Below are 25106 nucleotides of genomic sequence, written 5' to 3' on the forward strand. Positions count from 1 at the left end.
CCAACCCTCCCCTTGGCTGCGCCAAAGGGAGGTGGCGGTTTGTACAGACCGGCAGGTTGGGCAGCGTTCGGCTTTTTTGTTCTTCCCGCTCTTTCGCATGGCAATGGGGCGAGCCGGGAGGGGCTTTTCGAGTGATCCAGGCGTTATCCACAGGACGGACATCGAAACCCGTTGATTCCCTGTGGATAACCTGTGCTCTGTGGATAACCGGATCGAACCTCCTCCCCGGCCAGCCACAAAAAAGCCCGGGTTTCCCCGGGCTTTTCCGTTCAAGGCGTCAAACGATCAGCCGCGGCTGACGTCGTAGACGGCCTTTGCCACGTAGTCCAGGTTCTTCTGGCTCAGCGCGGCCACGCAGATGCGGCCGGTGCCGACGGCGTAGATGCCGTAGTCGTCACGCAGCTTGTCCACCTGTGCCTTGCTCAGGCCCGAGTACGAGAACATGCCGGCCTGCTGCTGGATGAAGCCGAATTCCGGCGCGCCCAGGGCGGCCAGCTTCTGCACCATGCCAGCGCGCAGGGCGTGGATGCGCTCGCGCATCTCGGTCAGTTCGGCGTCCCACATGCCACGCAGCTCGGCGCTGCCCAGCACACCGGCCACCAGCGCGGCACCGTGGGTGGACGGGCTGGAGTAGATGGTGCGGATGATGCGCTTGACCTGCGACTGCACGGCCTTGGTAGAGGCCGCATCCGGGCCCACCACCGACAACGCACCGACGCGCTCGCCGTACAGCGAGAACGACTTGGAGTACGAATTGGCGACGATGAAGCTGTCGATGCCGGCCTCGGCGATGATGCGCACGGCCTGGCCGTCCGGCTCGATGCCCTTGTCGAAGCCCTGGTAGGCCATGTCGATGAAGGGGAACAGCTGGCGGTCCTTCAGCAGCGCGGCAACCTGCTTCCACTGCTCGGTGCTCAGATCGGCGCCGGTCGGGTTGTGGCAGCAGGCGTGCAGCAGCACCACGGTGCCCGGCTGCAGCTTCTGCAGGTCGGCGACCATGCCGGCGAAATCCAGGCCGTGGGTGGTGTTGTCGAAATAGGTGTAATCGACCACGTCAAAACCGGCGGCACCGAACACGGCGCGGTGGTTTTCCCAGCTCGGGTTGCTGATGGCCACGGTGGCGTGCGGCAGCAGCGTACGCAGCAGGTCCGCGCCGACGCGCAGCGCACCGCTGCCGCCGATGGTCTGCGAGGTGGCCACGCGGCCAGCGGCAAGCAGATCCGAGCCTTCGCCGAACACCAGCTTCTGCGTGGCCAGGTTGTAGGCCGGCAGGCCGTCGATGGGCAGGTAACCACGCGGTTTGCCTTCGGCGACCAGCTGCTGTTCGTACTGTTTGACGGCACGGAGCAGCGGAATGCGGCCGTTTTCGTCGTAGTAGATGCCGACGCCAAGGTTGACCTTGGTCGGGCGGCTGTCAGCGTTGTATGCCTCGGTCAGACCCAGAATCGGGTCGCCAGGAACCTGTTCCACGTTTGCAAAGAAGGACACGGCGGTACTCGTATCAGGTGGCGGGAGTGGGGGATGTCCGGCGTGGCCGCAAAGCGGCGGCCAGAACCGCGTCATCCTAACAGGGCTGGGCCTGCATGGCCGCAGGGGTTTCAGCTGGAACTTCGCTGTGTGAACGGATGCGGCGATCACCTTGCATCGGTGAAAATGCAGCGATGACCGCATGCAACCGATTACTGCCCGTCTGCGGGCTGCTGCTGGCACTGCCGGCCCTGGCACGCGATGAACTGCCGGCCACCCTGGATACCGTGCAGGTACAGGCCGTCAAGGTGCACGCAGTGGACGATTTCGACCTGCCTGCCTCGGTCACCACGGTCGGGACCGAGGGAAATGGCCGGGGCGCCCTGGTTTCCGAGGCACTGGGCGGGGTTCCGGGGCTGCTGGCGCGGGAGCGGCAGAATTTCGCGCAGGACACGCAGCTGTCGATACGCGGGTTTGGCGCGCGTTCCACCTTCGGCGTGCGTGGCGTGCGCCTGCTGGTGGACGGGGTTCCGGCGACGATGCCTGATGGGCAGGGCCAGCTGTCGCATTTCAACCTGCTCGGTGCCGAGCGCATCGAGGTGCTGCGCGGGCCATTCTCGGCGCTGCACGGCAATTCCTCCGGCGGTGTGCTGCAACTGTGGAGCGCCGATGGCCAGCCCGGCGATCCGTGGCGCCTGCGCAGCAGCTACGGCAGCAACGCCACCAGCAGCACCGGCGTGCAGCTCAAGGGCCAGGCCGCGGCGATGCACTACAACGTGGCCGCCAACCATTTCCGCACCGATGGCTGGCGCGAACACAGCGCGGCACGGCGTGAATCGCTCAATGCACGCCTGGGCTTCGAGCTGGCACCGGGACAACGCTTGGAACTGCTGCTCAATGCCTTCGACGCACCGCATGCGCAGGACCCGCTGGGCCTGAACCGCGCGCAGGTACGTGAAGACCCACGCCAGGCCACCGCCGTGGCGACCCAGTACAACACCCGCAAATCGGTGCGCCAGAACCAGGCTGGCATGGTCTACACGCACGAGCGCGAACAGCAGACCTGGCGTTTGATGGGTTACGCCGGGCAGCGCAGCGTGGAGCAGTTCCTGGCGATCCCACCGGGCCCGCAGAACAGTCCGCTGCATTCCGGTGGCGTGATCGACCTGGACAGCAACTACGGCGGCCTGGACGCGCGCTGGGCATGGCATGGCCGCCTGGCCGGCCAGCCGCTGGAACTGGTGATCGGCGCCAACGCCGACCGCCAGCGGCAGCACCGCACCGGCTACGAGAACTTCATCGGCGACACGCTTGGCATCAAGGGGCGGCTGCGGCGTGACCAGCGCGACCAGGTGCAGAACGTGGACCAGTTCGCGCAGGCATGGTGGCAGTTCAGCACGCGCTGGTCGGCGCTGGTGGGTGCGCGGCACAGTGAGGTGCGGTTCCGTTCGGAAGATCACTACGTGACGGCCGGCAACCCCGATGACAGTGGTCGTCGCGCGTACGCCGACACCACGCCGGTCGGCGGGCTGGTGTTCCGCGCCAACGACAACCTGCGCCTGTACGTCTCGGCCGGGCGCGGTTTTGAAACACCTACCTTCAACGAGCTGGGCTACCGCGCCGACGGCGGTGCCGGTCTGGCGCTGGACCTGGCACCGGCCATCAGCCGCAACTACGAACTGGGTGGCAAATGGCGCGCGCAGAATGGCGCGCGGCTGGAACTGGCGCTGTTCCGTGCCGACACCGACGACGAGCTGGCGGTGGCCACCAACAGCGGCGGCCGCAGCAGTTACCGCAACATTGGCGCCACCCGCCGCCAGGGCGTGGAACTGGGTTGGTGGCAGCCCATCGGGCAGAGCCAGCAGTTGCAGCTGGCCTGGACCTGGTTGCAGGCGACGGTGCGTGAGGGCTATCTGACTTGCACCGGCCTGCCCTCGCCCTGCACGCAGCCGCGCAATCCGGTGGCCGCTGGCACCGATCTGCCTGGCGTACCCCGCCAGCAGCTGTTCGCGCGCTGGCAGTGGCAGCCTGGCCCGTGGCAATGGGCCGCGGAAGTGGTGGCCGCCAGCGATATCGGCGTGAACGACCTGGGCAATGCGCGGGCGCCCGGCTACGGCCTGCTGAATCTGGAGGCGGCGCGCGAGTGGCCAACCGCACACGGACCGCTGCGGCTGTTCGCGCGGGTGGACAACGTGCTGGACCAGCGCTACATCGGCTCGGTGATCGTCAACGACGGCAACCAGCGCTACTACGAGCCGGGGCCGGACCGGGGCTACACGGTGGGCGTGCAGTGGCTTTGGGATCGGGGTGGGTGATCTGGGATTGCGGCGGCTAGCGACCCTGAGAAGCGACCCCTCCCCAACCCTCCCCTTGGCTTCGCCAAAGGGAGGGGGCAGAAGCGGCTTTCGCAGCGCTCTGACAGTCCACGCAGAACCGCCCCCTCCCTTTCGCATGGCGAAGGGGAGGGTTGGGGAGGGGTGCTTTCAGCGATGCAGCGCCAGCGCAATCAGCACCCACCGCCCTTCCCTTCTTCCTCACGCCGGCTCACTCACTTTTGTCTAACGGCCGTATCACAGGCCGCTGACAGAACCAGGCGTATCTGTGGCAACCCCGCAGGAGGGTCGCGCCATGTACCGCCCGGACCGTATCGAACACCGCCCCGCGCCGACGTTGTTCAGCGTCGATCCCAAGGTGATACGGCGTGGCCGGCTCGAACGCAGCCGGCATGCCGCCGATGAGGTGGCGCAGGATTTCGTGCAGTACAGCCTGGACGATTACGCCCGACGACGGCGCGGTACCCTGCGCTGGCGCGACCTGCAACCGGCCTATGCCTTCGCCCTGGCCAGCCATGCCGCCGACTGGCCACGCGGCAATGCCGATACCGAAGCCGAACTGGCCGAGCATTGGGAACAGACACGCGGCGAATCGCGGTTGCGTTGGGAACAGGTGCGCGGGGTGATCGAGGATGCGTGGCTGGCACTGGATCGCATGCCGGCGGCGGCAGTACATGTGCGGTAGCGCGCGGTGTGCTTGGGGGAAGTGAGGCGGGAAGACAGCAACTGCACCCCTCCCCAACCCTCCCCTTCGCGATGCGAAAGGGAGGGGGCGGTTCTGCGTGGACTGTCAGGTTGCTGCGAAAGCTGCTTCCGCTCCCTCTCTCTGCCATAGGCAAGGGGAGGGTTGGGGAGGGATAAGCAGTCCAGCCATTCGCCCGCACCAACAGGCCACACCTCACATCAGGCGTTGAAGTCCAACACCACGCGTCCTTCGATCGCACCAGCATGCATGCGCTTGAACACGTCGTTGATGTTCTCCAGCTTGTCGGTGCTGACCGTTGCGGCCACCTTGCCTTCGGCGGCGAACTGCAGCGATTCCTGCAGATCCAGGCGGGTGCCGACGATGGAGCCACGCACGGTGATGCCGTTGAGCACCATGCCGAAGATATCCAGCGGGAACTCACCCGGCGGCAGACCATTGAGCGACACCGTGCCGCCACGACGCACCATGCCCAGCGCCTGCTCGAAGGCCTTGGGCGAAACCGCCGTCACCAGCGCGCCATGCGCGCCGCCGATTTCCTTCTTCAGGAACGCCGCCGGGTCGGTGTTGCGGGCATTGACGGTGACGGTGGCACCCAGGCGCTCGGCCAGCTTCAGCTTGCTGTCGTCGATATCCACCGCCGCCACGTTCAGGCCCATCGCCTTGGCGTACTGCACGGCCATGTGGCCCAGGCCGCCGATGCCGGAAATCACCACCCAGTCACCCGGCTTGGTGTCGGTGACCTTCAGGCCCTTGTACACGGTGACGCCGGCGCACAGGATCGGCGCGATTTCGATAAAGCCCACTTCCTTGGGCAGAAGACCGACGTAGTTGGCATTGGCCAGCGCGTATTCGGCGAAACCACCGTTGACCGAATAACCGCTGTTCTGCTGCGCCTCGCACAGCGTTTCCCAGCCGCCCAGACAGTGTTCGCAGTAGCCGCAGGCCGAATACAGCCACGGAATGCCGACCCGGTCGCCTTCCTTGATGTGGGTGACACCCGCGCCTACCGCCACCACGTGGCCCACGCCTTCGTGGCCGGGAATGAACGGTGGGTTGGGTTTGACCGGCCAATCGCCGTCCACGGCGTGCAGGTCGGTGTGGCACACGCCACAGGCTTCGATCTTGACCAGGATGTCGCCGGCCAGCGGGCGCGGGACTTCCACTTCCTCGATCCGCAACGGTTTGCCGAACTCGCGAACGACTGCGGCCTTCATGGTTTTATTCATGCTTCCATCTCCATCGGTGATGCCTGACAGCACGGTGGCACCGGCACTTCGCCGGCGCCTTGATCGTCATCAATCCACTGCCCGTGGCGGGCAGCGGTTCAGAAGAAACCCAGTTTTTTCGGCGAGTAGCTGACCAGCAGGTTCTTGGTCTGCTGGTAGTGGTCGAGCATCATCTTGTGGTTCTCGCGGCCGATGCCCGACTGCTTGTAGCCGCCGAAGGCTGCATGCGCCGGATAGGCGTGATAGCAGTTGGTCCACACACGTCCGGCCTGTATCGCACGGCCCATGCGATACAGACGTGAAGCATCGCGGCTCCACAAGCCAGCGCCCAGCCCGTACAGCGTGTCGTTGGCGATCTGCAACGCTTCTTCCTCGGTCTTGAAGGTGGTCACCGACACCACCGGGCCGAAAATTTCTTCCTGGAACACGCGCATCTTGTTGTGGCCCTTGAATACGGTCGGCTTGACATAGAAGCCGCCTTCAAGATCACCGCCCAGATGGTTCTGCTCGCCGCCGATCAGCACCTGCGCACCTTCGGCCTTGCCGATATCGATGTAGGACAGGATCTTCTTCAGCTGTTCTTCCGATGCCTGCGCGCCGACCATGGTGTTGGGGTCCAGCGGGTTGCCCTGCTTGATCGCGGCGATGCGTGCCAGCACGCGCTCCATGAATTTTTCGTAGATTGATTCCTGCACCAGCGCACGCGACGGGCAGGTGCACACCTCGCCCTGGTTGAAGGCGAACATCACGAAACCTTCCACCGCCTTGTCGAGGAAATCATCGTCTTCGGCCATCACGTCGGCGAAGAAGATGTTGGGCGACTTGCCGCCCAGTTCCAGCGTCACCGGGATCAGGTTCTGGCTGGCGTACTGCATGATCAGCCGGCCGGTGCCGGTTTCACCGGTGAAGGCGATCTTGGCGATGCGCGGGCTGCTGGCCAGCGGCTTGCCCGCTTCCAGGCCGAAACCGTTGACGATGTTGAGCACGCCCGGCGGAAGCAGGTCGCCGATCACTTCCATCAGCACCAGGATCGACGCCGGGGTCTGTTCGGCCGGCTTGAGTACCACGCAGTTGCCGGCGGCCAGTGCCGGCGCCAGTTTCCATGCGGCCATCAGCAGCGGGAAGTTCCACGGGATGATCTGCCCGACCACGCCCAGCGGCTCGTGGAAGTGGTAGGCGACGGTGTCGTTGTCGATCTGCGACAGGCTGCCTTCCTGCGCACGCAGCGCACCGGCGAAGTAGCGGAAGTGGTCAACCATCAACGGCACGTCGGCGTTGAGCGTCTCGCGGATCGGCTTGCCGTTGTCCCAGGTTTCGGCGTGCGCGATCAGTACCAGGTTCTGCTCGATGCGCTCGGCGATGCGGTTGAGCAGGTTGGCGCGCTCGGTGGTGGAGGTCTTTCCCCAGGCATCCTTGGCGGCGTGTGCGGCATCGAGCGCCAGCTCGACGTCTTCGGCATTGGAGCGTGCCACCTGGGTGAACACCTTGCCGGTGACCGGGGTGACGTTGTCGAAGTATTGGCCACTACGCGGAGCCACCCACTGGCCGCCGATGTAGTTGCCGTAGCGCGGCTTGAACAGCGATTGCGGATCGGTGGCCTGCGGCTTGGTGGACAGGACTGCATTCATGAGGCATCTCCGGAAGCGTGGGTGGACCGCACGTGACGTGGCTACGCCGGGCGGTGGTCAGCACATGGCGCAAGGGCGATGCCAAGTTCGCGCTGCTGCGCTGCGCCATGCTGGAACGCCAGCGATGACGCGGTTGTTACCCACAACCTGCTGCAATGCGTCAGCCGGTCGCATTGCAGACACCGGACGGGTGTGCTGTTAATCGGGACAGTGGTTTGAACACTTGTCGCAATTTGCGACACAGGAGTTTTGTGATGACGCAGGCCTTGCAACATCGCGTGGGCAACGCCCGTCGTTCGTTCTTCGAGCGCGGCACCTCGTCCGTGGGCGGCGTGCCCGAAACCATCCTTCAGTCGTGGCGGCGCTGTCAGCGCAGCGGCCTGGCCGTGGACGCACAGCCCCAGCTCGAACCGCTGCCCGGGCAGAACCTGCGTGAGCTGCGTGAAAGCCATGAACGGCTGTGGCGGTTGGCCCGCGCCGAGACCGATGCACTGGCCGCGCATGCGGCCAGCACCGGCTCGATCGTGCTGCTCACCGACGAGGCCGGCTGGATCCTCAATGCCGAAGGCAGCACCGGCTTCCTCGACAAGGCCGGGCGCGTGGCGTTGATACCGGGCGTGTGCTGGAGCGAAGCGGCGGTTGGCACCAATGCCATCGGCACTGCCATCGTCGAAGGCCGGGCGATGGAAGTACGTGGCGGCGAACATTTCTTCGCCCCGCACGGCATCCTCAGCTGCTCGGCCACGCCCATCCACGATCCCTACGGGCTGGTGGCGGGCGTGCTCGACATCACCGGCCCGGCCAGCGTGCAGCAGATGCATGCGTTGGGGTTGGCACGCCTGGCCGCCAATCGCATCGAGCATCGCTTCTTCGAAGACGGCCTGCCCGAGTGCGAACTGTTGCGGCTGCACCACGACCCTGCCCTGCTCCACACCCCGGGCGAAGGCCTGCTCGGCTTCCGCAAGGGCCGGCTGGTCGCGGCCAACGGCGTCGGCCTGCGTCTGTTCGGGCTGGAGCACGGCGACATCGGCCGCGCCTCGTACGAAGCGCTGTTCGATGTGCCGCTGTCGCGGATGCGCGATGAAGGCATGTTGCAGGATCGCAGTGGACGCATCCTGCATGGACAGGTGGATGCGCCGCGCGCGCAGGCGCGTCTGCATCCGGTTGCCGTGCAGCTGTCCACGGCACCGGCTCGGGCAGCGCCGTTGCCTGCCACGGCCAGCGTGTTCGACGCGCACCAGCGCGAACAACTGGTGCGCGCCGGGCGCGTGCTTGAAGCAGGATTGCCGGTGCTGCTGCAGGGCGAGACCGGCACCGGCAAAGAGGTGGCCGCACGCGCGCTGCATGCACAAGGCAGCCGTGCGTCCCGGCCGTTCGTCGCGGTGAACTGCGCGGCGTTGCCGGAAGGGCTGATCGAAGCGGAGCTGTTCGGTTACGAAGAAGGCGCCTTCACCGGTGCCCGTCGCCAAGGCAGCCAGGGGCTGCTGCGCCAGGCACAGGGCGGCGTGCTGTTCCTGGATGAGATCGGCGACATGCCGCTGGCATTGCAGCCACGTCTGCTGCGCGTATTGCAGGACCGGGAGTTGTCACCGCTGGGCGGTGGCAAACCGGTGAAGCTGGATTTCAGCCTGATCTGCGCCACGCATTGCGACCTGCAACAGGCCATGGCCGAAGGCCGCTTCCGTTCCGACCTGTACTACCGCATCGCCGATCATGTGCTGCGGCTTGCACCGTTGCGCGAAGCGGCCGATCGCGGTGAATGGATAGCGGCGCTGTGGCAGCCGCTGGCACAGCAGCGCGTGCTTGCACCAGAGACGATGCAACTGCTGGCGAACTACGACTGGCCCGGGAACCTGCGCCAGCTCGCCGCCTGCCTGCGCACGCTGGTGGCGTTGACCGGGCCGGGTGAACAGATCGGCGTGGAGTTGTTGCCGGAGTACCTGCGCCAGCCGCAGAACCGGTCCCCTGCCCCTTCCGTCGATGGCAGCCTGGATGCGTTGACGCTGGAAGCGATGCGACATGCGCTGGCTGCGTGCGAAGGCAATGTCAGCAAGGCGGCCAAGCAGCTCGGGGTGAATCGCAGCACCTTGTATCGGCGTTTGAAGCTCTAGCAGCACCCCCTCCCCGGCCCGTCCGGCCCTGCGGCACAGCCTCGGGCGTTCATCGGGTCGCACGCCCGAGGCGTACAAACGCCCCTCTTCACCCCCTTGGCTGCGCCAAAGGGAGGGAGCGGTCATGCGAGGTCTTCCAGATAGCGGCGATTGCCGCTTCTGTTCCCTCCCTTTGGCGCAGCCAAGGGGAGGGTTGGGGAGGGGTAAACGCCCTGCCCCGTCTTCCAATCAACCCGGCAATACCGACGCCTGACGGGCCAACTGCTCGATCCCCGCCCAGTCGCGCGCCTGCAACAGCTCGCGCGTGGTCAACCAGGAACCGCCCACGCACAGCACGTTGGGCAGGTGCAGGAATTGCGATGCGTTCTGCGCGCTGATGCCGCCGGTCGGACAGAAGCGCACGTCGCCGAACGGCCCATTCCATGCCGACAGCATCGCCGCGCCGCCGGCCTGTACCGCCGGGAAGAACTTGAACGTATCCAGCCCGTGTTCCAGCCCGCGCATCAGCTCCGATGAGGTCGCAACGCCCGGCAGGAATGGCAGGTCCACATCGCGCGCGGCGGCGTAAAGCCGATCGGTGGCGCCAGGCGAAACGGCAAAGCGTCCACCCGCTGCCTTGAGCTGCTCCAGCTGCCTGGCGTCGAGCACGGTGCCGGCGCCCACCACGGCATCGGGCACCGCTTCGACCATTGCCTTGATCGCCTCCATCGCACGCGGCGTACGCAGCGTTACCTCGATCACCGGCAGGCCGCCGCGCAGCAGCGCATGGGCCACCTGCACCGCGTCATCGATGTCGTCGGGCGTGAACACCGGGATCACCGGGGCCAGTTTGAGAATTGCGCGTACGCGCGGATCAGCGCCGAACATCGAACTTTCCTTCGCCCACCAGGGCCATGACGTCGGCCACGCCGACCGGGTTGAAATCACCGGGAATGGAATGCTTCAGGCAGCCAGCGGCCAGGCCGAAGCGGATCGTGGCGTCGGCATCGAAGCCTTCGATCAGGCCATGCAGCACACCGGCGGCAAACGCATCGCCGCCGCCGATGCGGTCAACGATGTCGGTCAACTCTTCCTGCGGCGCAAGCGCACGGATGCCGTCGCGACCGAGCAGCATGGCACCGAGAGAATGATGGCCGACGCTGTGCGCGGCGCGCTGCGTGCAGGCCATGTACTGCAGGCGCGGGAACGCGGCGAACGCCATCGCTGCGGCGGCATCCACACGCGCCTGCGGCTCGGCCTGGCTGAACTCGCCGCCCAGCACCACGCCGATGTCGCGGTAGTCGGCGAACACGATGTGCGCGCAATCAAACAGGTCGCGCAGGATCGCCTTGGCATCCCCGCCCCAGCGCTCCCACAGCTTGGGTCGGAAGTTGCCATCGAAGGACACCTTGATGCCCAGCGCGCACGCGGCACGTGCGGCATCCAGCGTGGCCTGTGCCGCGTCCGGCCCGAGTGCCGGGCTCACCCCGGACAGGTGCAGCCACTGCGCACCGTGCAGCAGCACCGGCCAGTCATGGCTGTCGGCGCGGGCACTGGCAAAGGCCGAGTCGGCGCGGTCGTAGACCACTTCACTGGGGCGGTGGCCGGCACCGGTGGTCAGGAAGTACAGGCCCATGCGGCCGTCGCTGCGACGCACGCCGGCGGTGTCCACGCCGTGCCGGCGCAGTTCACCGGTGACCGCGGCACCGAGCGGGTTGTCGGCAACCACGCTGACCATGGCCACGTCGTGGCCGAAATGGGCCAGCGACACGCCGACATTGGCCTCGGCGCCACCGCAGTGCACCTCAAGGGAAGGGCTCTGCAGCAGCAGCTGGTTGCCGGGGGCACCCAGGCGCAGCAGCAGCTCGCCAAAGCAGACAACACGGGTGGAACGCATCAGGACTCCTGCTCGCCGTCGAATCGGTGGGAATGATGGCATGAGCCGATGACTATCGGTGTCATAACGTCGATTCTGTCTCCCTGTCTCCTGTTCATCGGTCCCCGGAATGTCCTTGGGACAACGGTTTCCAGCGGTTTGGCGGCCTGTTGCACTGCAAGATGCTCCATTTTTACGCAGCTGCTACTTTCCGTTTTGACTAGCGGTGTCATCCGCAATCAGCAGCGCATACGCATCAAACGAATCGCATGTAAACCTTTGGAGAGGGGAAGCACATGGATCCACGTAACGCACAGAAAAAGACACCGGTTACCTTGCTCGCGCTGGCCATCGGCCTGGCCCTGCAGGCCGGCGTCGCCAGCGCCCAGAACGCCGCCACCGCACAGGATGCGGCCGTCGACCTGGACGCGGTCACCGTCACCGGCTACCGCGCCAGCGTCGAGAAGGCCCTGGACATCAAGCGCGGCGAAACCGGCATGGTCGACGCCATCGTCGCCGAGGACATCGGCAAGTTCCCGGACAGCAACCTGGCCGAGTCGCTGCAGCGCATTCCTGGCGTGGTGATCACCCGTGATGGCGGCGAGGGCCGCAACATCTCGGTGCGTGGCCTGGGCCCGGACTTCACCCGCGTGCGCATCAACGGCCTGGAAGCGCTGAGCACCGTTGGCAGCAGCGACGGCCAGGGCGGCACCAACCGTGGCCGTGGCTTCGACTTCAATGTGTTCGCCTCGGACCTGTTCTCGCAGCTGATCGCACGCAAGACCGCCTCGGCCGACGTGGAAGAGGGCTCGCTGGGCGCCACCGTCGACCTGCGCACCGCGCGCCCGTTCGACTATGACGGCCTGACCATCGTCGGCAACGCGCAGGCCGGTTACAACGACGCCTCGCAGTCGGCGATGCCGCGCTTTGCCGGCCTGATCGCCAACAGCTGGGCTGACGGCAAGTTCGGTGCGCTGCTGTCGGTGGCATATTCCGAGCGTGAGACGGTGGAAGAGGGTACCGGTACGGTGCGTTGGGCCGGCGGCACCACCAATGGTGGCTACAACCCCAACTCCGCATACAAGGATGCGCTGCGCGCGGACGTGTATTCGCCGCGTTTCCCGCGCTACACGCTGATGGAGCATGACCAGAAGCGCCTGGGCGTGACCGGTGCACTGCAGTTCAAGCCCAGCGACCGCACCATCTTCAGCCTGGACGCGCTGTACTCCAAGATCGACGCCAAGCGCGACGAGAAGTACATCGAGGCCAACGGCCTGAGCAAGTCCAGCAATGACGGCAAGAAGGAAATCCTGGTCAACAACGGCGAAGTGCGCAACGGCGCATTGGTCTACGCGCAGATGGACAACGTCGACATCCGCGCCGAGAACCGCCATGACGAATGGACCACGGATTTCTACCAGATCAGCCTGGACGGCGAACACAAGCTGACCGACAACTTCTCCATCACCGGCAAGGTGGGTACCTCGCGCTCCAAGCACGAGAACCCGATCCAGGCCACGGTGATGATGGATAAGCTCAACGTGGACGGCTACAGCTACGACTACCGTGGCAACGCCAACAAGCCGGTGTTCAACTACGGCGTCAATCCGACCGACCCCAATGGCTGGACGCTGTCCACCATCCGCCTGCGCCAGAACTACGTCACCAACGATTTCGACAACGGCCAGGTGGAGTTCTCCTGGGCGATCGTGCCTTCGTTCACGCTGGAAGGCGGCATCCAGGCCAAGAACTTCAACTTCGATTCGATCGAACGCCGCCGTGCCGCCACCGAGACCAACGTGCCCAGCTTCAACGGCAGCAAGATCGTGCCGGTGGACATGACCGAGCTGGCCAGCCTGCAGGGCATGTCCGGCGCGCCGGGCAAGTGGGTGGTGCCCAACTTCGACGGCATCGCCAACACCTTCGGCATCCTCAGCGGCACTGGCGACTATGCGTTGATTGATTACGCACCCAGCATGCGCAGTGTCACCGAGCAGGATCGCTCCGGCTGGTTGATGGGCAAGTTCGGTTTCGATATCGGCTCGGTGCCGGTGTCGGGCAATATCGGCGCGCGCTACGTCAAGACCAAGCAGAGTTCCACCGGCACCGCCACCGCTACCGGCAAGCCGGTGGTGGCCACGGTAAGCCGCGAGTACAACGACTTCCTGCCGTCGTTGAACCTGGTGGCCGAGATCACCCCGGACTTCCTGATCCGCTTTGGCGCGGCCAAGGTGATGTCGCGTCCGGGCCTGGGCAGCCTGACCCCGGGCGTCACCGTCAGCGTCAGCGGCAGCGCCCGCACCGTCAGCGGTGGCAACCCGCTGCTCGACCCGATCCGCGCCAAGACCGCCGACCTGGGCTTCGAGTGGTACTTCGATGCCGGCGCAATGCTGGGCGTGGCGGTGTTTTACAAGGACATCGAGAGCTTCATCCAGAACACCCGCGAAAGCCGCATCTATTCGCAGAGCGGCCTGCCGGCCAGCCTGCTCGATGGCACTACCGCCACGGTCAACGACGAGTTCGTGTTCAGCGTGCCGATCAACACCCCCGGCGGCGACCTGACCGGCGTGGAGTTCAACTACATCCAGCCGTTCACCTTCCTGCCAGGCAAGTGGTCCAACCTCGGCGTGCAGCTGAACTACACCTACGTCGAGTCCAAGATCCAGTACCTGACCAGCACCGGCGCACCGGCGCAGAAGACCGACCTGACCGGCCTGTCCGAGAACGCCTGGAACGCCACGCTGTTCTATGAAGGCGAGCGCTGGTCCGGCCGCGTGTCGGCGACCAACCGCGACGACTACCTGATCCAGGTGCCGGGCACCGAAGCCGGCTTCAACAGCGCGGCCGATGGCGTCCATGGCCAGAGCGGCACCACCTTCCTGGATGCGTCGATCCGCTACCGCATCAGTGACCAGCTGGAAGTCAGCCTGGAAGGCGCCAACCTGACCAACGAAGCGCAGGAGTCGTGGGTGGCCAACCCGACCGTGTCGCTGCCGCTGGAGTACAGCGAAACCGGCCGTCAGTACACGCTGGGCCTGCGTTACAAGTTCTGATGAAAGACGCCTGCCCCGGCGCAATGCCGGGGCAGGGCAGGGATGGTGCGACGCAGAATGTGTTGACGCGTTGGCGTCGCTAACTTGGCCCACCGCGTGCGGAACCACCGACTCACCGCACGCCTCCAAGAGATGCACGATGTCACCACGTTCCGCAGGTTCCATGCTCCGCCCGCTGCTGTTGACCGCTGCACTGCTCGCAGCGCTTCCCGCAGCCGCGCAAGGCACCACCTCCCCGCAACTGCTGTTCCGTGTGTCCGCCGACAAGGGCTTCGTCGCCGATCACGCCCTGGGCGATCCGGTACCCAACTTCCAGGACAAGGTGAGCCTGGTCGACGACGGTGCGCATGGCCGCGCCATCCAGTGGCAGGACGACGGCGTGCTGTCGTGGAATGCGCCGGGCAACATCCAGGCCGCGCGTGGCACCTTGTCCTTCTTCTGGCGCTCGCGCTATGCGGTGGGTGAAGCGCCGTTCGTGATCTTCCGCGTCGGCTATGCCGACCACAGCAGCTGGGACATGGCCTGGCTGCGCATCGACTGGAACGGGCAGGGCTTTGATGCCTTCGTCACCGATGCCAACCTCGCGCGCACCCGCGTGTCGTTCAAGCTGGACAAGAACCCGACACCGGCGCAATGGCAGCACATCGCCTTTGCCTGGGATGAAGAAAAGGGCGTGAAGCTGTTTGTCGATGGCCGCGAAGTGGCACGCGCGGAAACCACGGGCGACTACGATGCCGCACTCGACCAGCTTGGCCTGGCCGGGCGGGTGATGGCGCCGTATCAGGTGCAGAGCCGCTACAACTTCCTGCGCGGCAGCGATTTCGACGAGATCCGTGCCTACGACCACATGCTGGATGCAGCGGCGGTGGCTGCCTTGGCGCGCAACGCCGAGCCACATAGCGACCAGAATGCGGGTACCTCGCAGCGTGCATGGTGGCACCGTCATGGCTGGGACGGCGCCGCACCGCCGGCGCTGTCCACGCCGGCGACAACGATTCGCAAGATCGAGTTTGCCGACGTCAAGGACAACAAGCAGTGGATGTGGAAAGGCACCGATGGCATTGCCGAAACCACCTGGCCGGGCGTCTACAACCGTTCGCGCCTGGCCGGGCGCGATGACTATTTCCAGCTGCCGGACTGGAACACCTACGTCGAAGGTGGCCAACACCTGGACCTTACCGTTCCGGACGGCGAGGGCATCAACCGCATCGAGATCCGTGGCGCTGCATTTGGCACGCTAGACGGCAGCAACGGCACGTTGTTCACCCGGCCCAAGGGCATCGTGCGCAGCGTGGACAGCTTTGCCGAACAGCAGGGCGGCACGTTGCGCTTTTCCAACATCGAGCAGGAAACGCCGATCCAGGAAATCTGGGGCTACCGCGTCAGCGATGCCGCCGAGCCGGAGGGCACGGTCAAGCAGCGCTACCTGATCGACAGCAGCGTGCAGCCGGACTACATCAATGTTGCCTCCTTGCGCGAGTACATCGATGGCCGCTTCGCGGCGGATGAACGCAGCACGGTGATGGCCCTGCCCAAGGGGGCAGGATCACGCAAGCGCAGCGCCGGTTCGCTGCCGAGCACACCGCTGCCGATCGTGCATGTGCTGATTCCTTCGGGCGTGGGCGACGCACCGGCCGCGCAGCCGCTGATCCGCAGCTGGGCGCACAGCTGGGAGAACATGCACGACGGCCTGGATGGCGTGGCCATCGATATCCCCGCGTTGGCGCTGCCGGCCACGCACGCTGGGCTGATTCCGCTGAACATCCGCATCAAGGACCCGATCTGGCCGGCACGCGACATGATCGATGTGTCGGTCTCGGTGAAGCCGGGCGAAGCGCGCACGCTGTGGCTGGACCTGCGCGACCGCATCCTCACCGCCGACAGCCTGTGGCTGTCGATCGCCTCGGCCGCGCCGGGCTTCAACGCCGCATCGCTGGATGGTGCGGAAGTGCGACTGGTGTTCAAGGACCGCAAGGAAGCGATCAAGGAACACGTTGCCGACCGCTTCAACCAGGTGCGCGACAACTGGGGATTTCTGGTCGAAGAACACACCACGTCGAAGCGGCAACGCTTGTATGCGCGCGTCTACGCCGACCTGAGCGATCTGCTGCGGGTTGATCCGGAGCACCCGCTCGGCCGCCTGTACTGGAACTACATCAGCTACAACAGCCAGGGCAGGCCACCGTTCACCGCACCGCAAGCGCCGAAGGGCGTGCCGGCGTGGGCGTTCAACCAGCTCGAGGACCTCAAGCACGTGCGTCGTTTCGTCGACTGGTGGATCGACGAACGGCAGGTGGCATACGGCGATTTCGGGGGCGGCATCTCCGATGATTCCGACCTGACCCAGCAGTGGCCGGGGCTGGCCCTGATGGGCGTGCAGCCGGACAAGCTCAACGCCTCGCTGACCGCGTTGTCCGACGCGGTGTACCGCAACGGCATGTTCTCCCATGGCCTGAGCACGATCGAGACCGACGAGCTGCATGCCTACGAGGAGGGCATCAACACCAACAGCGCGATGCTGTACCTCAACTGGGGCGACCCGCTGACCGTCGAGCGCCTTATGGAAACGGTCAAGGCGTTCGATGAGCGCATCGTCCTGCCCAACCCGCAGGGCCATCTGCTGTTCTCCAGCAACTGGTACGGTGGCAACAAGGTCTACCGCGAGCCGAACTGGCAATGGCAGAAGCCGTATTCGTTCCCGGCGCTGCATCCGGCGTTCCTGGTGGGCGAATACAACGCCGATCCGACCGGCCGCAAGTTGGTCACCGGCCTGGCCGACGGCTATCTGGCCCACGCCTATACCGACGACAAGGGCCGCTGGGCACTGCCCAACGAGATCAACTGGGCGACCGGCAAGACGCGCGGCGGCGAGTTGAACCAGGGTTCGGGCAGTGGCGATGTCATGCACCTGTTCTGGGCGGCATGGCGCTGGAGCGGTGATGACAAGTACCTCAAGGCGCTGGACTACCGCGTGGTGCGTGGCGGGCCGGGCGTGCTGTCCAACCTGGGCGAGAACTACATCGACGTGCTCGGCCGGCAGCAGGACTGGGGCAAGCAACTGGTTGCCGATGCCGACAAGGGCGGCGCCGGTTTCGCCAACATCGCCGCCTGGCAGCTGACCGGTGACATGAAGTACCTGCAGCAGCTGCATGCAGACGGCATCCAGGCCAAGGCACAACGCGAATACATGAACACCGAAGGGCATTGGTGGAGTGATCGCGTCGAAGCGCCGAGCGAGTTCCTGCAGCGCGTGCGCCTGGGTGGCATCGCGCTCAAGCGCAACCAGAGCTGGCCGGGCCACACCGTGAGCTGGACATTCGCACAAGCGGAGGGCGCCGAGCAGGTGGCGCTGGCGGTGCATGCGCCTTCGCGTGAGCGTTTCAAGGTCATTGCCTACAACGTGAGTGGCAAGCCGCAGGATGCGACGCTGACCGGGTGGAACATCGCGCCCGGTACATGGCGAATCAGCAGCGGCATTGATCGCGACGGGGACGGTGTGATCGACGGAAAGCCGCAGCTGCGTGAGGTGCTGCTGGAGAAGAGCGTCGGCACCGAGTTGCGGTTCATGCCAAGGCAGACGCAGGTGTTCGAATTCGAGTTGATCACGGCGGGCGTGCCGGTGGAGACACGTGCGGATCTGGGTATTGGTCGTGGGGATCTGCGGGTCGAAGGTGAGCGCGTGGTGCTGACCGTGCACAGCCTCGGCCATGTGGCCACGACGGCAGGGCATGCGGTGCTGGAGGATGCGCGCGGCCGCGAGGTTTCGCGTGTGGCGATTCCCGAGCTGGAGGCGCCGTTGGATCTGAAGCCGCGCACGGTGCAGGTGGAGCTCGCATTGCCTGCAGGCTTCAATCGCAGCGGCGCGCACGTACGGGTGATGCAGGAAGGGCAGGGCGGGGAAGTGACTCTTCGCAACAACCGTCTGCCGTTGGAGTAAGCAGAGCCGCCGTTCTCGTTGGAAAGAGCTGTCCGCAGATCGCGAACGGCACCCCTCCCCAGCCCTCCCCTTTGCTTCGCAAAAGGGAGGGGGCAGAAGCGGATTTCGCAGCAGACCCACAGATCATGCAGGCCTGCCCCTCCCTTTGCCGCAGGCAAGGGGAGGGTTGGGGAGGGGTAGCTCTGGCGCCTTATCGCAACCGCATCTACGATCGCGCAGCCCTCAGCCCTCAGCCCTCAGCCCTCAGCGCCGCTGCCGCCGCAACACCACAGCCTGTGCCCAGCGTTCAGCGATGTTCGGCGCGGTAATGCACACCGCTTCATCCGTCACCGTGGTGACCGCGCGCTCCAGCAGCTGGATGTCGGCTTCGTGCTGGCGTGCCACATGCGGGTCCTCGAAGAAGATCGCGCGCTGGCAACGATGCTCCAGCACACGGTCGGCGATCTGTGCGTCGCCGCCCAGCGGGCCGCTCTGGAAGCGCTGCACCCATTCCTGCTCGCGGGGCCAGCCACGGCTCCAGGCCATCTCGTTCAGATGCTGGCCGGTGGTGCCGGTGCCGATGCGCTCGGCAAACAGCGACAGCACATCGAAGTGCTCGGCAGCGAAGTCCAGCATCTGCGGCTTGCGTGCGTCGTGGGCGATCAGCGCCAAGGTCTGGTTGCCGAAATCATTGAGATCATCGGCCCCCGGGTCCGGCGCAAGACCCGCGCGGATGCGCTCCATCTCGATCCAGTCACGCGCGGTGGCAACCGTCGAGATGAAGGGCTTGCCGTGGATCACGCATTGACGCTTGAGCGCGATGGCTTCGGGGAAGATGGAAGACGGATCGACCGGGTCGATGAAGTAGATCGCACCATCGAGCGTGCGCTCCGGCGTGCCCATGCCGACCACTTCGGCCACCAGCTTCATCAGCCCGCCTTCGCGGCCGTTGGGATAGCGCTTGAGCGCCGGGTAGCCGCTGAGTGGGCCGGCGCCGGCAATGGCATCGTAGGTGCGTCCAACCGCATGCAGCTCCACGTCCAGTTCGCGGATGCCGTGCTCGCAGGCACGCAGCCAGCGGAACAGCGCCGCGTCGGCGCTCTCATGGTGCAGGCGGTTGGCGGCCAGGCCGATGCGCATCGGGGTTCCCCTTGGTTCGTTGGCTGATGAGTTTAGGTCACGCCTTCCCAGCCTGCCCATGATTGATTACAGGCGAAAGCCAAAGCCTCCTCATCCGCCCTTCGGGTTCTTTCCCCGTCAACGGGGGAGGGGAGAGATCAGGCACTGCTGTTGCTGCCCATCCCGCATGCGAGGCGATACGGGCTTGTCTGCGGACCATGGGTTCGCAGCCCCGCTGAGCGCCCTATGCGCTGGCGCAAGGGCCGGGGCGCGGAGCGGGGCTGGGGCGCGGGCAGCTCCTGAGCTTCCGCGGAAGCCTCAGCGCATCATCGCCCGGTAGTCCCTCGGGGTGATGCCCACCGTGGCCTTGAACTGCCGGGAGAACGCGCTCTGGTCCGAGAACCCGCAGGCCTGGCCGATCTCGGCGATGTTCATCTCGGTCAGCAACAGGCGCATCGCTTCCTCGATGCGCAGCTTGGTCAACAGCTGCTGCGGGCTGAGCTGGAAGACCCGCTTGAACAGGCGCTCCAGCTGCGCTACCGAAACCCCGGCGATGTCCGCCAACGCCTGCACGCGCAGCGGCAGGCCGTAGTTGGCCTGCATGTGCGCCAGTGCGCGCTGCAAGCGGGTGAACGAGGAGTCGCGGTTGTCCGGCCGGCCGAGGTCGCGCGAGATGCCAATCAGCCCGCCGATCTGCTTGCCGGCGTTCAGTGGCCGCTTGATGGTCAGGCACCAGCCGGCGCTGCGGTTGGCATACAGGTGCAGCTCCAGCTGGTTCTCGATGACCTCGCCTTCCAGCACCCGCTTGTCCTGGGCAAGGTAGGAGCTGCCCAGCCGCTCGGGAAACACCTGCAGCGCGGTTTTGCCGACCAGGTCGTCGCGGCTCTTCATCCCAAGCCGCTTCACCAGCGTGTTGTTGACGTGGGTGTAGCGGCAGTGGCGGTCCTTGATGAAGAACACCACGTCCGGCAGGGCATCAAAGATCTCCTGCAACTCATCCAGAGAAAGTTGCACATCCATCTGGGCAGTTTTCTTGTTGTGCTGCATTGCGTCGTAGGCCTTCACGTAAGAAACGGTGGCTGACGCAGTAATACAGCATTCCACGACGCGATGCGCGGTTTTGATTGTGCGGATTTCCGCATCCGCGTTGGGGAGTCTGTCCTAGCGTGGATTTACCCGGCGGGAAGAAGATGTCGCCATGCAGACCATCCACGTCATCGACTCCCACACCGCCGGCGAACCCACCCGCGTCGTCATGTCCGGTTTCCCGGACCTGGGCAATGGCAGCCTGGCCCAGCGCCGCGAAGCCTTCCGCGCTACGTATGACCATTGGCGCAGCGCCATCGCCTGCGAGCCGCGTGGCTCGGACACGATGGTGGGTGCGCTGTTGCAGCCGCCGACCGATCCGCGCTGCTGCGCGGCGGTGATCTTCTTCAACAATGTCGGCTACCTGGGCATGTGTGGCCACGGCACCATCGGCCTGACCCGCACCCTGGCCCACGTCGGCAGCATCCAGCCGGGTGAGCACCTGATCGAAACGCCGGTGGGCGTGGTCGGTGTCACCCTGCATGACGATGGCCGGGTGTCCATCGACAACGTCGAGAGCTACCGCTACCGCGCCGATGCCGAAGTGGAGGTGCCCGGTTACGGCACCATCACCGGTGACATCGCTTGGGGCGGCAACTGGTTTTTCATCACGCCGCAGACGCCGCGCGCGCTGGACATCGGCCACCGCAATGAACTGAGCAGCTACACCATCGCCATCCAGCAGGCGCTGGAGGCCGCCGGCATCCGGGGCGAGGATGGCGGGGTCATCGACCATGTCGAAATCAGCGGCGATGCACCGGATGGCTCGGGCGCACGCAACTTCGTGATGTGCCCGGGCGGCGCCTACGACCGCTCCCCCTGCGGTACCGGCACCAGCGCCAAGATCGCCTGCCTGGCCGCCGATGCCGAACTGGCCGAAGGCGAGCGCTGGGTGCAGCAGGGCATTCTTGGCAGTGCATTCGAGGGCAGCTACCGCAACGGCGGGCGCGGGGTCATGCCGACCATCACCGGCCAGGCCTGGATCACCGGCACCTCGCAGATCCTGATCGAGGACAGCGATCCGCTGGCCTGGGGCATCGGCGGGACGCGTCCCTGACATGCGCCACTTCGACCTCATCGTTGTCGGTGCCGGCATCGTCGGTGCGCACTGTGCGTACCTGGCGAGCCAGCGCGGCCGCAAGGTTGCCATCATCGAGCCGGAGGTGATCGGCGGTGGTGTCACGGCCGCATCGATGGGGCATCTGGTGCGGATGGACGACGACCCGGCCGAACTGGCCCTGGCGCGTTATTCACTGCAGTTGTGGGAGCAGTACCGCGACATCGCCGAGGCCGAATTCAGCCGTTGCGGCACCTTGTGGGTGGCGGCCACCGAACGCGAGTGGCAGGCGGTGCCGGGCAAGATGCAGCGCCTGGCCGCTGCCGGCATCGCCAGCGAGGCCATCGACGCGCACGCGCTGCGGCAACTGGAGCCGGGGCTGGCGCACGACCTGCTCGGCGGCATGCTGGTGCCCGATGAATCAGTGGTCTACCCGCCGCGCATCTGCGACTGGCTGGTGCGCCAGGCGGTCGCCGCCGGAGCCTGTCTGTTGCAGGGCCGGCGCGTGGTCGAGGTGGGAGCCGAGCAGGTCGACCTGGACGATGGTAGCCGGCTCGGTGGCCCGGTGCTGGTTGCCGCAGGCACCGCCAGCCCTCGTTTGCTGCCGGAACTGCCGATGCACCTGCGTCGCGGCCACCTGGCCATCACCGACCGCTATCCCGGCACCCTGCGTCACCAGGTGCTGGAGCTGGGCTATGCCGACAGCGCGCATGGCCATGACGATGTCAGCGTCGCCTTCAATGTGCAGCCGCGCCCGACCGGGCAGCTGCTGCTGGGCTCCTCGCGCGAACATGGCCAGCACGATGCCGGCATCAATCCGGATGTGCTGCGCAGGATGATCGAGCGCGCGCTGCGCTACCTGCCCGCTCTGGGCGCATTGAAGGTCATCCGCGTGTGGACCGGGCAGCGTCCCTGCACCAGCGATGGCCGCCCCTACATCGGCGCGGTGCCCGGGCGTCGCAACGTCTGGGTTGCCAGTGGCCATGAAGGCCTCGGCGTTGCCACGTCCACCGGCACCGCCCAACTGCTGCTGGACCTGATCGACGGCAACACCCCGGCCATCGACCCCACCCCGTACGACCCGGCAAGGGTGGCGGCATGGGCATGACCGGCGCCATGGTGAAGTTGCGCATCGATGGGCAGCAGGTCGCGGTGCTGGCCGGCAGCAGCGTGGCGGCGGCCATCGCCCATGTCGGTGGCACCACTCGCACCTCCTGCACCGGCATGCGCCGCGCACCGTTGTGCGGCATGGGTGTGTGCTTTGAATGCCGCGCCACCGTCAACGGCATCGCGCAGGAGCGCACCTGCCTGTTGCCGGTGGCCGAGGCCATGGAGATAAGCACCCATGGCTGAGCATCTGCGCTGTGATGTTGCGGTCATCGGCGCCGGCCCGGCCGGTCTTTCCGCTGCGGTTGCCGCCGCAGGGCAGGGCGCGCGCGTGGTCATCGTCGATGCATCGCCGCAGGCCGGTGGCCAGATCTGGCGCAATGACGTGCGCTTCGGCGCGCCTGCCGCTGCGCGGGCCTTGCGCGAGCAGGTGATGGTCAGCGGTGCCATGGTGCTGTCTCGGCATGAAGTGGTGGCCGCCAGCGGCGGGCAGTTGCTGCTCAACGGCGATGCCGGCGCAGCCACGCTTGAATACGGCAACCTGGTGCTGGCCACCGGCGCGCGCGAACTGCTGCTGCCGTTCCCCGGCTGGACCCTGCCCGGCGTGACCGGTGCCGGTGGCGCCCAGGCGCTGGCCAAGCAGGGCGCACCGATGCAGGGCCGGCGTGTGGTGCTGGCCGGCTCCGGGCCGCTGCTGCTGGCCAGTGCGTACACCTTGAAGCGCCACGGTGCCGAGGTGGTCGGCATCCATGAGCAGGCCACGCGCCAGCAACTGCATGCTTTTGCCGCCGCGCTGTGGCGCTGGCCGGCAAAGGTGATGCAGGCCGTACAGCTGCGTACCGCGCTGGCCGGTGTTCCGTATCACTGCGACAGCCACGTGCTGCGCGCGCTGGGCGATGCGCGGGTGGAGGCGGTGGAGCTGCAACGCGGCAACCGCACGCAAACCATCGCCTGCGATCAACTGGCCTGCGGCTTCGGCCTGGTGCCGAACATCGAGCTGGCGCAGTTGCTGTCCTGTGACCTGCATGCGCAAGGCCGGCATGCCGCCGTGCGCGTGGACGAGTTCCAGCGCACCAGCGTTGCCGGCATCTTCGCCGCCGGCGAAGCCTGCGGTATCGGTGGCGTGGACTGTGCGACGGTGGAAGGTTCCATCGCCGGGCTGGCGGCGGCAAACGCCTCCGGGGCGGCACGCCGCCTGTTCCCGCGCCGTGCGCGTGCCCGGCACTTCGCCGCGCTGCTGGGCGAGCACTTCGCCCTGGGCGATGCGGTACGCCGCCTGGCCGATGCCGACACCCTGGTGTGTCGTTGCGAAGACGTACGTTTTTCCGATCTTGCGGGCATGCACGACGCCCGCGCGATCAAGTTGAAAACGCGATGCGGCATGGGGCCGTGCCAGGGGCGCATCTGCGGCCCGGCCCTTGCCGAAATCGTCGACCTCCCCCGCACGGGCTCGCGCCCCCCCGTTTTTCCCGTTCCGTTGAACGTGCTGGCCGCGTTGCATGCCGGCACGCCAACGGATTCATCCTCAGGAGTCATGAAATGAGCAAGAGCATGTGGCAGGGCGTCATTCCTGCACTCACCACGCCGTTCAATGCAGATGGCAGCGTCGATCACGCCTTCCTCGCCAAGCACGCGCAATGGCAGATCGAAGCCGGCTGCATCGGCGTGGTGCCGCTGGGATCGCTGGGCGAAAGCGCCACGCTTTCGTTCGACGAGAAGGTCGCCATCGTCCGCACGCTGGTCAAGGCACTGGGCGATACCGCGCCGGTCATTCCGGGCATCGGCGCGCTTTCCACCGACGAAGCCGTGCGCCTTGCCCAGGCCTGCGAAGCCGAAGGCGCGCGTGGCCTGATGGTGCTGCCGCCCTACGCCTACTCCACGGACTGGAAGGAGATGAGCGCCCACTTCCGTGCCATCGCCACCGCGACCAAGCTGCCGATCCTGCTGTACAACAACCCCATCGCCTACAAGACCGACTTCACCGCCGCGCAGATCGCCGAGCTGGCCAACGCGCTGCCGCAGATCGAAGCGGTCAAGGAATCCTCCGGTGACATTCGCCGCCTTGCCGACATCCAGGCACTGATCGGCGACCGCCTGGTGCTGATGACCGGCATCGACGATGCCATCGTCGAAGGCCTTGCGATGGGCGTCACCGGTTGGATCGCCGGCCAGGTCAATGCGTTCCCGCATGAATCGGTGGCGCTGTTCGAGCGTGCCCGCGACGGCGGCTATGACGCGGTGAAGGACCTGTACAGCTGGTTCCTGCCGTTGCTGCGCCTGGATACCGTGCCCAAGTTCGTGCAGCTGATCAAACTCACCCAGCAGTGCGTTGGCTGGGGCGATGAGCGCGTGCGTGCACCGCGTCTGGTGGTGGACGGTGCCGAGCGCGCCGCCGCGTTGGAAGTCATCGAACACGCCATCAAGCACCGTCCGGAGCTGTAA

17 protein-coding genes are annotated in these 25106 nt (G+C 66.1%); 10 read left to right on the forward strand and 7 right to left on the reverse strand.

Annotation, left to right across the window (positions count from 1 at the left end; all coding sequences use genetic code 11):
• Nucleotides 1-285: 285 nt before the first annotated feature.
• Nucleotides 286-1488, reverse strand: a complete 1203-nt coding sequence (locus tag LR961_RS00425; protein WP_232146462.1) for an amino acid aminotransferase — start codon at nt 1486-1488, stop codon at nt 286-288.
• A 173-nt stretch (nt 1489-1661) separates the two neighbouring features.
• Between LR961_RS00425 and LR961_RS00430 the strand changes: the two genes are divergently transcribed.
• Both LR961_RS00430 and LR961_RS00435 read left to right on the forward strand, forming a co-directional pair.
• A complete protein-coding gene (locus LR961_RS00430; RefSeq protein ID WP_232146463.1) occupies nt 1662-3782 on the forward strand; it encodes a TonB-dependent receptor in 2121 nt (706 codons plus the stop codon).
• Between the two features lie 313 nt (nt 3783-4095).
• Nucleotides 4096-4485, forward strand: a complete 390-nt coding sequence (locus LR961_RS00435; protein ID WP_232146464.1) for a hypothetical protein — start codon at nt 4096-4098, stop codon at nt 4483-4485.
• Nucleotides 4486-4703: 218 nt separating this feature from the next.
• On the opposite strand, the gene adhP is transcribed toward LR961_RS00435, so the two are convergent.
• Both adhP and adh read right to left on the reverse strand, forming a co-directional pair.
• On the reverse strand, nt 4704-5732 hold the full coding sequence (gene adhP, locus LR961_RS00440; RefSeq protein ID WP_232146465.1) for an alcohol dehydrogenase AdhP: 1029 nt from the start codon (nt 5730-5732) through the stop codon (nt 4704-4706).
• 98 nt (nt 5733-5830) lie between these two features.
• Entirely contained in the window at nt 5831-7360 is a 1530-nt protein-coding gene (adh, locus tag LR961_RS00445; protein ID WP_232146466.1) for an aldehyde dehydrogenase, read from the reverse strand.
• Nucleotides 7361-7614: 254 nt separating this feature from the next.
• On the opposite strand from adh, the gene LR961_RS00450 reads away from it, so the two are divergent.
• Nucleotides 7615-9471, forward strand: a complete 1857-nt coding sequence (locus tag LR961_RS00450) for a sigma-54-dependent Fis family transcriptional regulator (protein ID WP_232146467.1) — start codon at nt 7615-7617, stop codon at nt 9469-9471.
• Nucleotides 9472-9699: 228 nt separating this feature from the next.
• On the opposite strand, the gene eda is transcribed toward LR961_RS00450, so the two are convergent.
• Complete coding sequence (eda, locus tag LR961_RS00455; RefSeq protein ID WP_232146468.1) at nt 9700-10338, reverse strand: bifunctional 4-hydroxy-2-oxoglutarate aldolase/2-dehydro-3-deoxy-phosphogluconate aldolase; 639 nt, start codon at nt 10336-10338, stop codon at nt 9700-9702.
• Nucleotides 10325-11347, reverse strand: a complete 1023-nt coding sequence (locus LR961_RS00460) for a sugar kinase (protein WP_232146469.1) — start codon at nt 11345-11347, stop codon at nt 10325-10327. The genes eda and LR961_RS00460 overlap by 14 nt, the downstream gene beginning before the upstream one ends.
• A gap of 275 nt (nt 11348-11622) precedes the next feature.
• On the opposite strand from LR961_RS00460, the gene LR961_RS00465 reads away from it, so the two are divergent.
• Entirely contained in the window at nt 11623-14379 is a 2757-nt protein-coding gene (locus LR961_RS00465) for a TonB-dependent receptor (protein ID WP_232146470.1), read from the forward strand.
• Nucleotides 14380-14542: 163 nt separating this feature from the next.
• A complete protein-coding gene (locus LR961_RS00470; RefSeq protein ID WP_232146471.1) occupies nt 14543-18316 on the forward strand; it encodes a LamG domain-containing protein in 3774 nt (1257 codons plus the stop codon).
• Between the two features lie 243 nt (nt 18317-18559).
• On the opposite strand, the gene LR961_RS00475 is transcribed toward LR961_RS00470, so the two are convergent.
• Together LR961_RS00475 and LR961_RS00480 are read right to left on the reverse strand one after the other, a co-directional pair.
• Nucleotides 18560-19435: a methylglyoxal synthase gene (locus LR961_RS00475; protein ID WP_232146472.1), complete on the reverse strand. Its 876-nt coding sequence runs from the start codon at nt 19433-19435 to the stop codon at nt 18560-18562.
• Between the two features lie 297 nt (nt 19436-19732).
• Nucleotides 19733-20434 (reverse strand): AraC family transcriptional regulator, encoded by a 702-nt coding sequence (locus LR961_RS00480; protein ID WP_232146473.1) that lies wholly within the window; start codon nt 20432-20434, stop codon nt 19733-19735.
• Between the two features lie 178 nt (nt 20435-20612).
• On the opposite strand from LR961_RS00480, the gene LR961_RS00485 reads away from it, so the two are divergent.
• Genes LR961_RS00485 through LR961_RS00505 form a run of 5 tightly spaced genes read left to right on the forward strand, consistent with a single transcriptional unit; the run spans nt 20613 to nt 25106 of the window.
• Nucleotides 20613-21557 carry a proline racemase family protein gene (locus LR961_RS00485; protein ID WP_232146474.1) on the forward strand — a complete coding sequence of 315 codons (945 nt, stop codon included), beginning with the start codon at nt 20613-20615 and terminating at the stop codon, nt 21555-21557.
• A 1-nt stretch (nt 21558) separates the two neighbouring features.
• Nucleotides 21559-22665, forward strand: a complete 1107-nt coding sequence (locus LR961_RS00490; protein ID WP_232146475.1) for an FAD-dependent oxidoreductase — start codon at nt 21559-21561, stop codon at nt 22663-22665.
• Complete coding sequence (locus tag LR961_RS00495; RefSeq protein WP_232149126.1) at nt 22662-22910, forward strand: (2Fe-2S)-binding protein; 249 nt, start codon at nt 22662-22664, stop codon at nt 22908-22910. Before LR961_RS00490 ends, LR961_RS00495 begins: the two co-directional genes overlap by 4 nt.
• Complete coding sequence (locus tag LR961_RS00500; RefSeq protein WP_232146476.1) at nt 22903-24207, forward strand: FAD-dependent oxidoreductase; 1305 nt, start codon at nt 22903-22905, stop codon at nt 24205-24207. The genes LR961_RS00495 and LR961_RS00500 overlap by 8 nt, the downstream gene beginning before the upstream one ends.
• Entirely contained in the window at nt 24204-25106 is a 903-nt protein-coding gene (locus tag LR961_RS00505) for a dihydrodipicolinate synthase family protein (RefSeq protein ID WP_232146477.1), read from the forward strand. Before LR961_RS00500 ends, LR961_RS00505 begins: the two co-directional genes overlap by 4 nt.

The sequence above is a fragment of the Stenotrophomonas sp. SY1 genome, from assembly GCF_021202945.1.
Lineage (GTDB): Bacteria > Pseudomonadota > Gammaproteobacteria > Xanthomonadales > Xanthomonadaceae > Stenotrophomonas.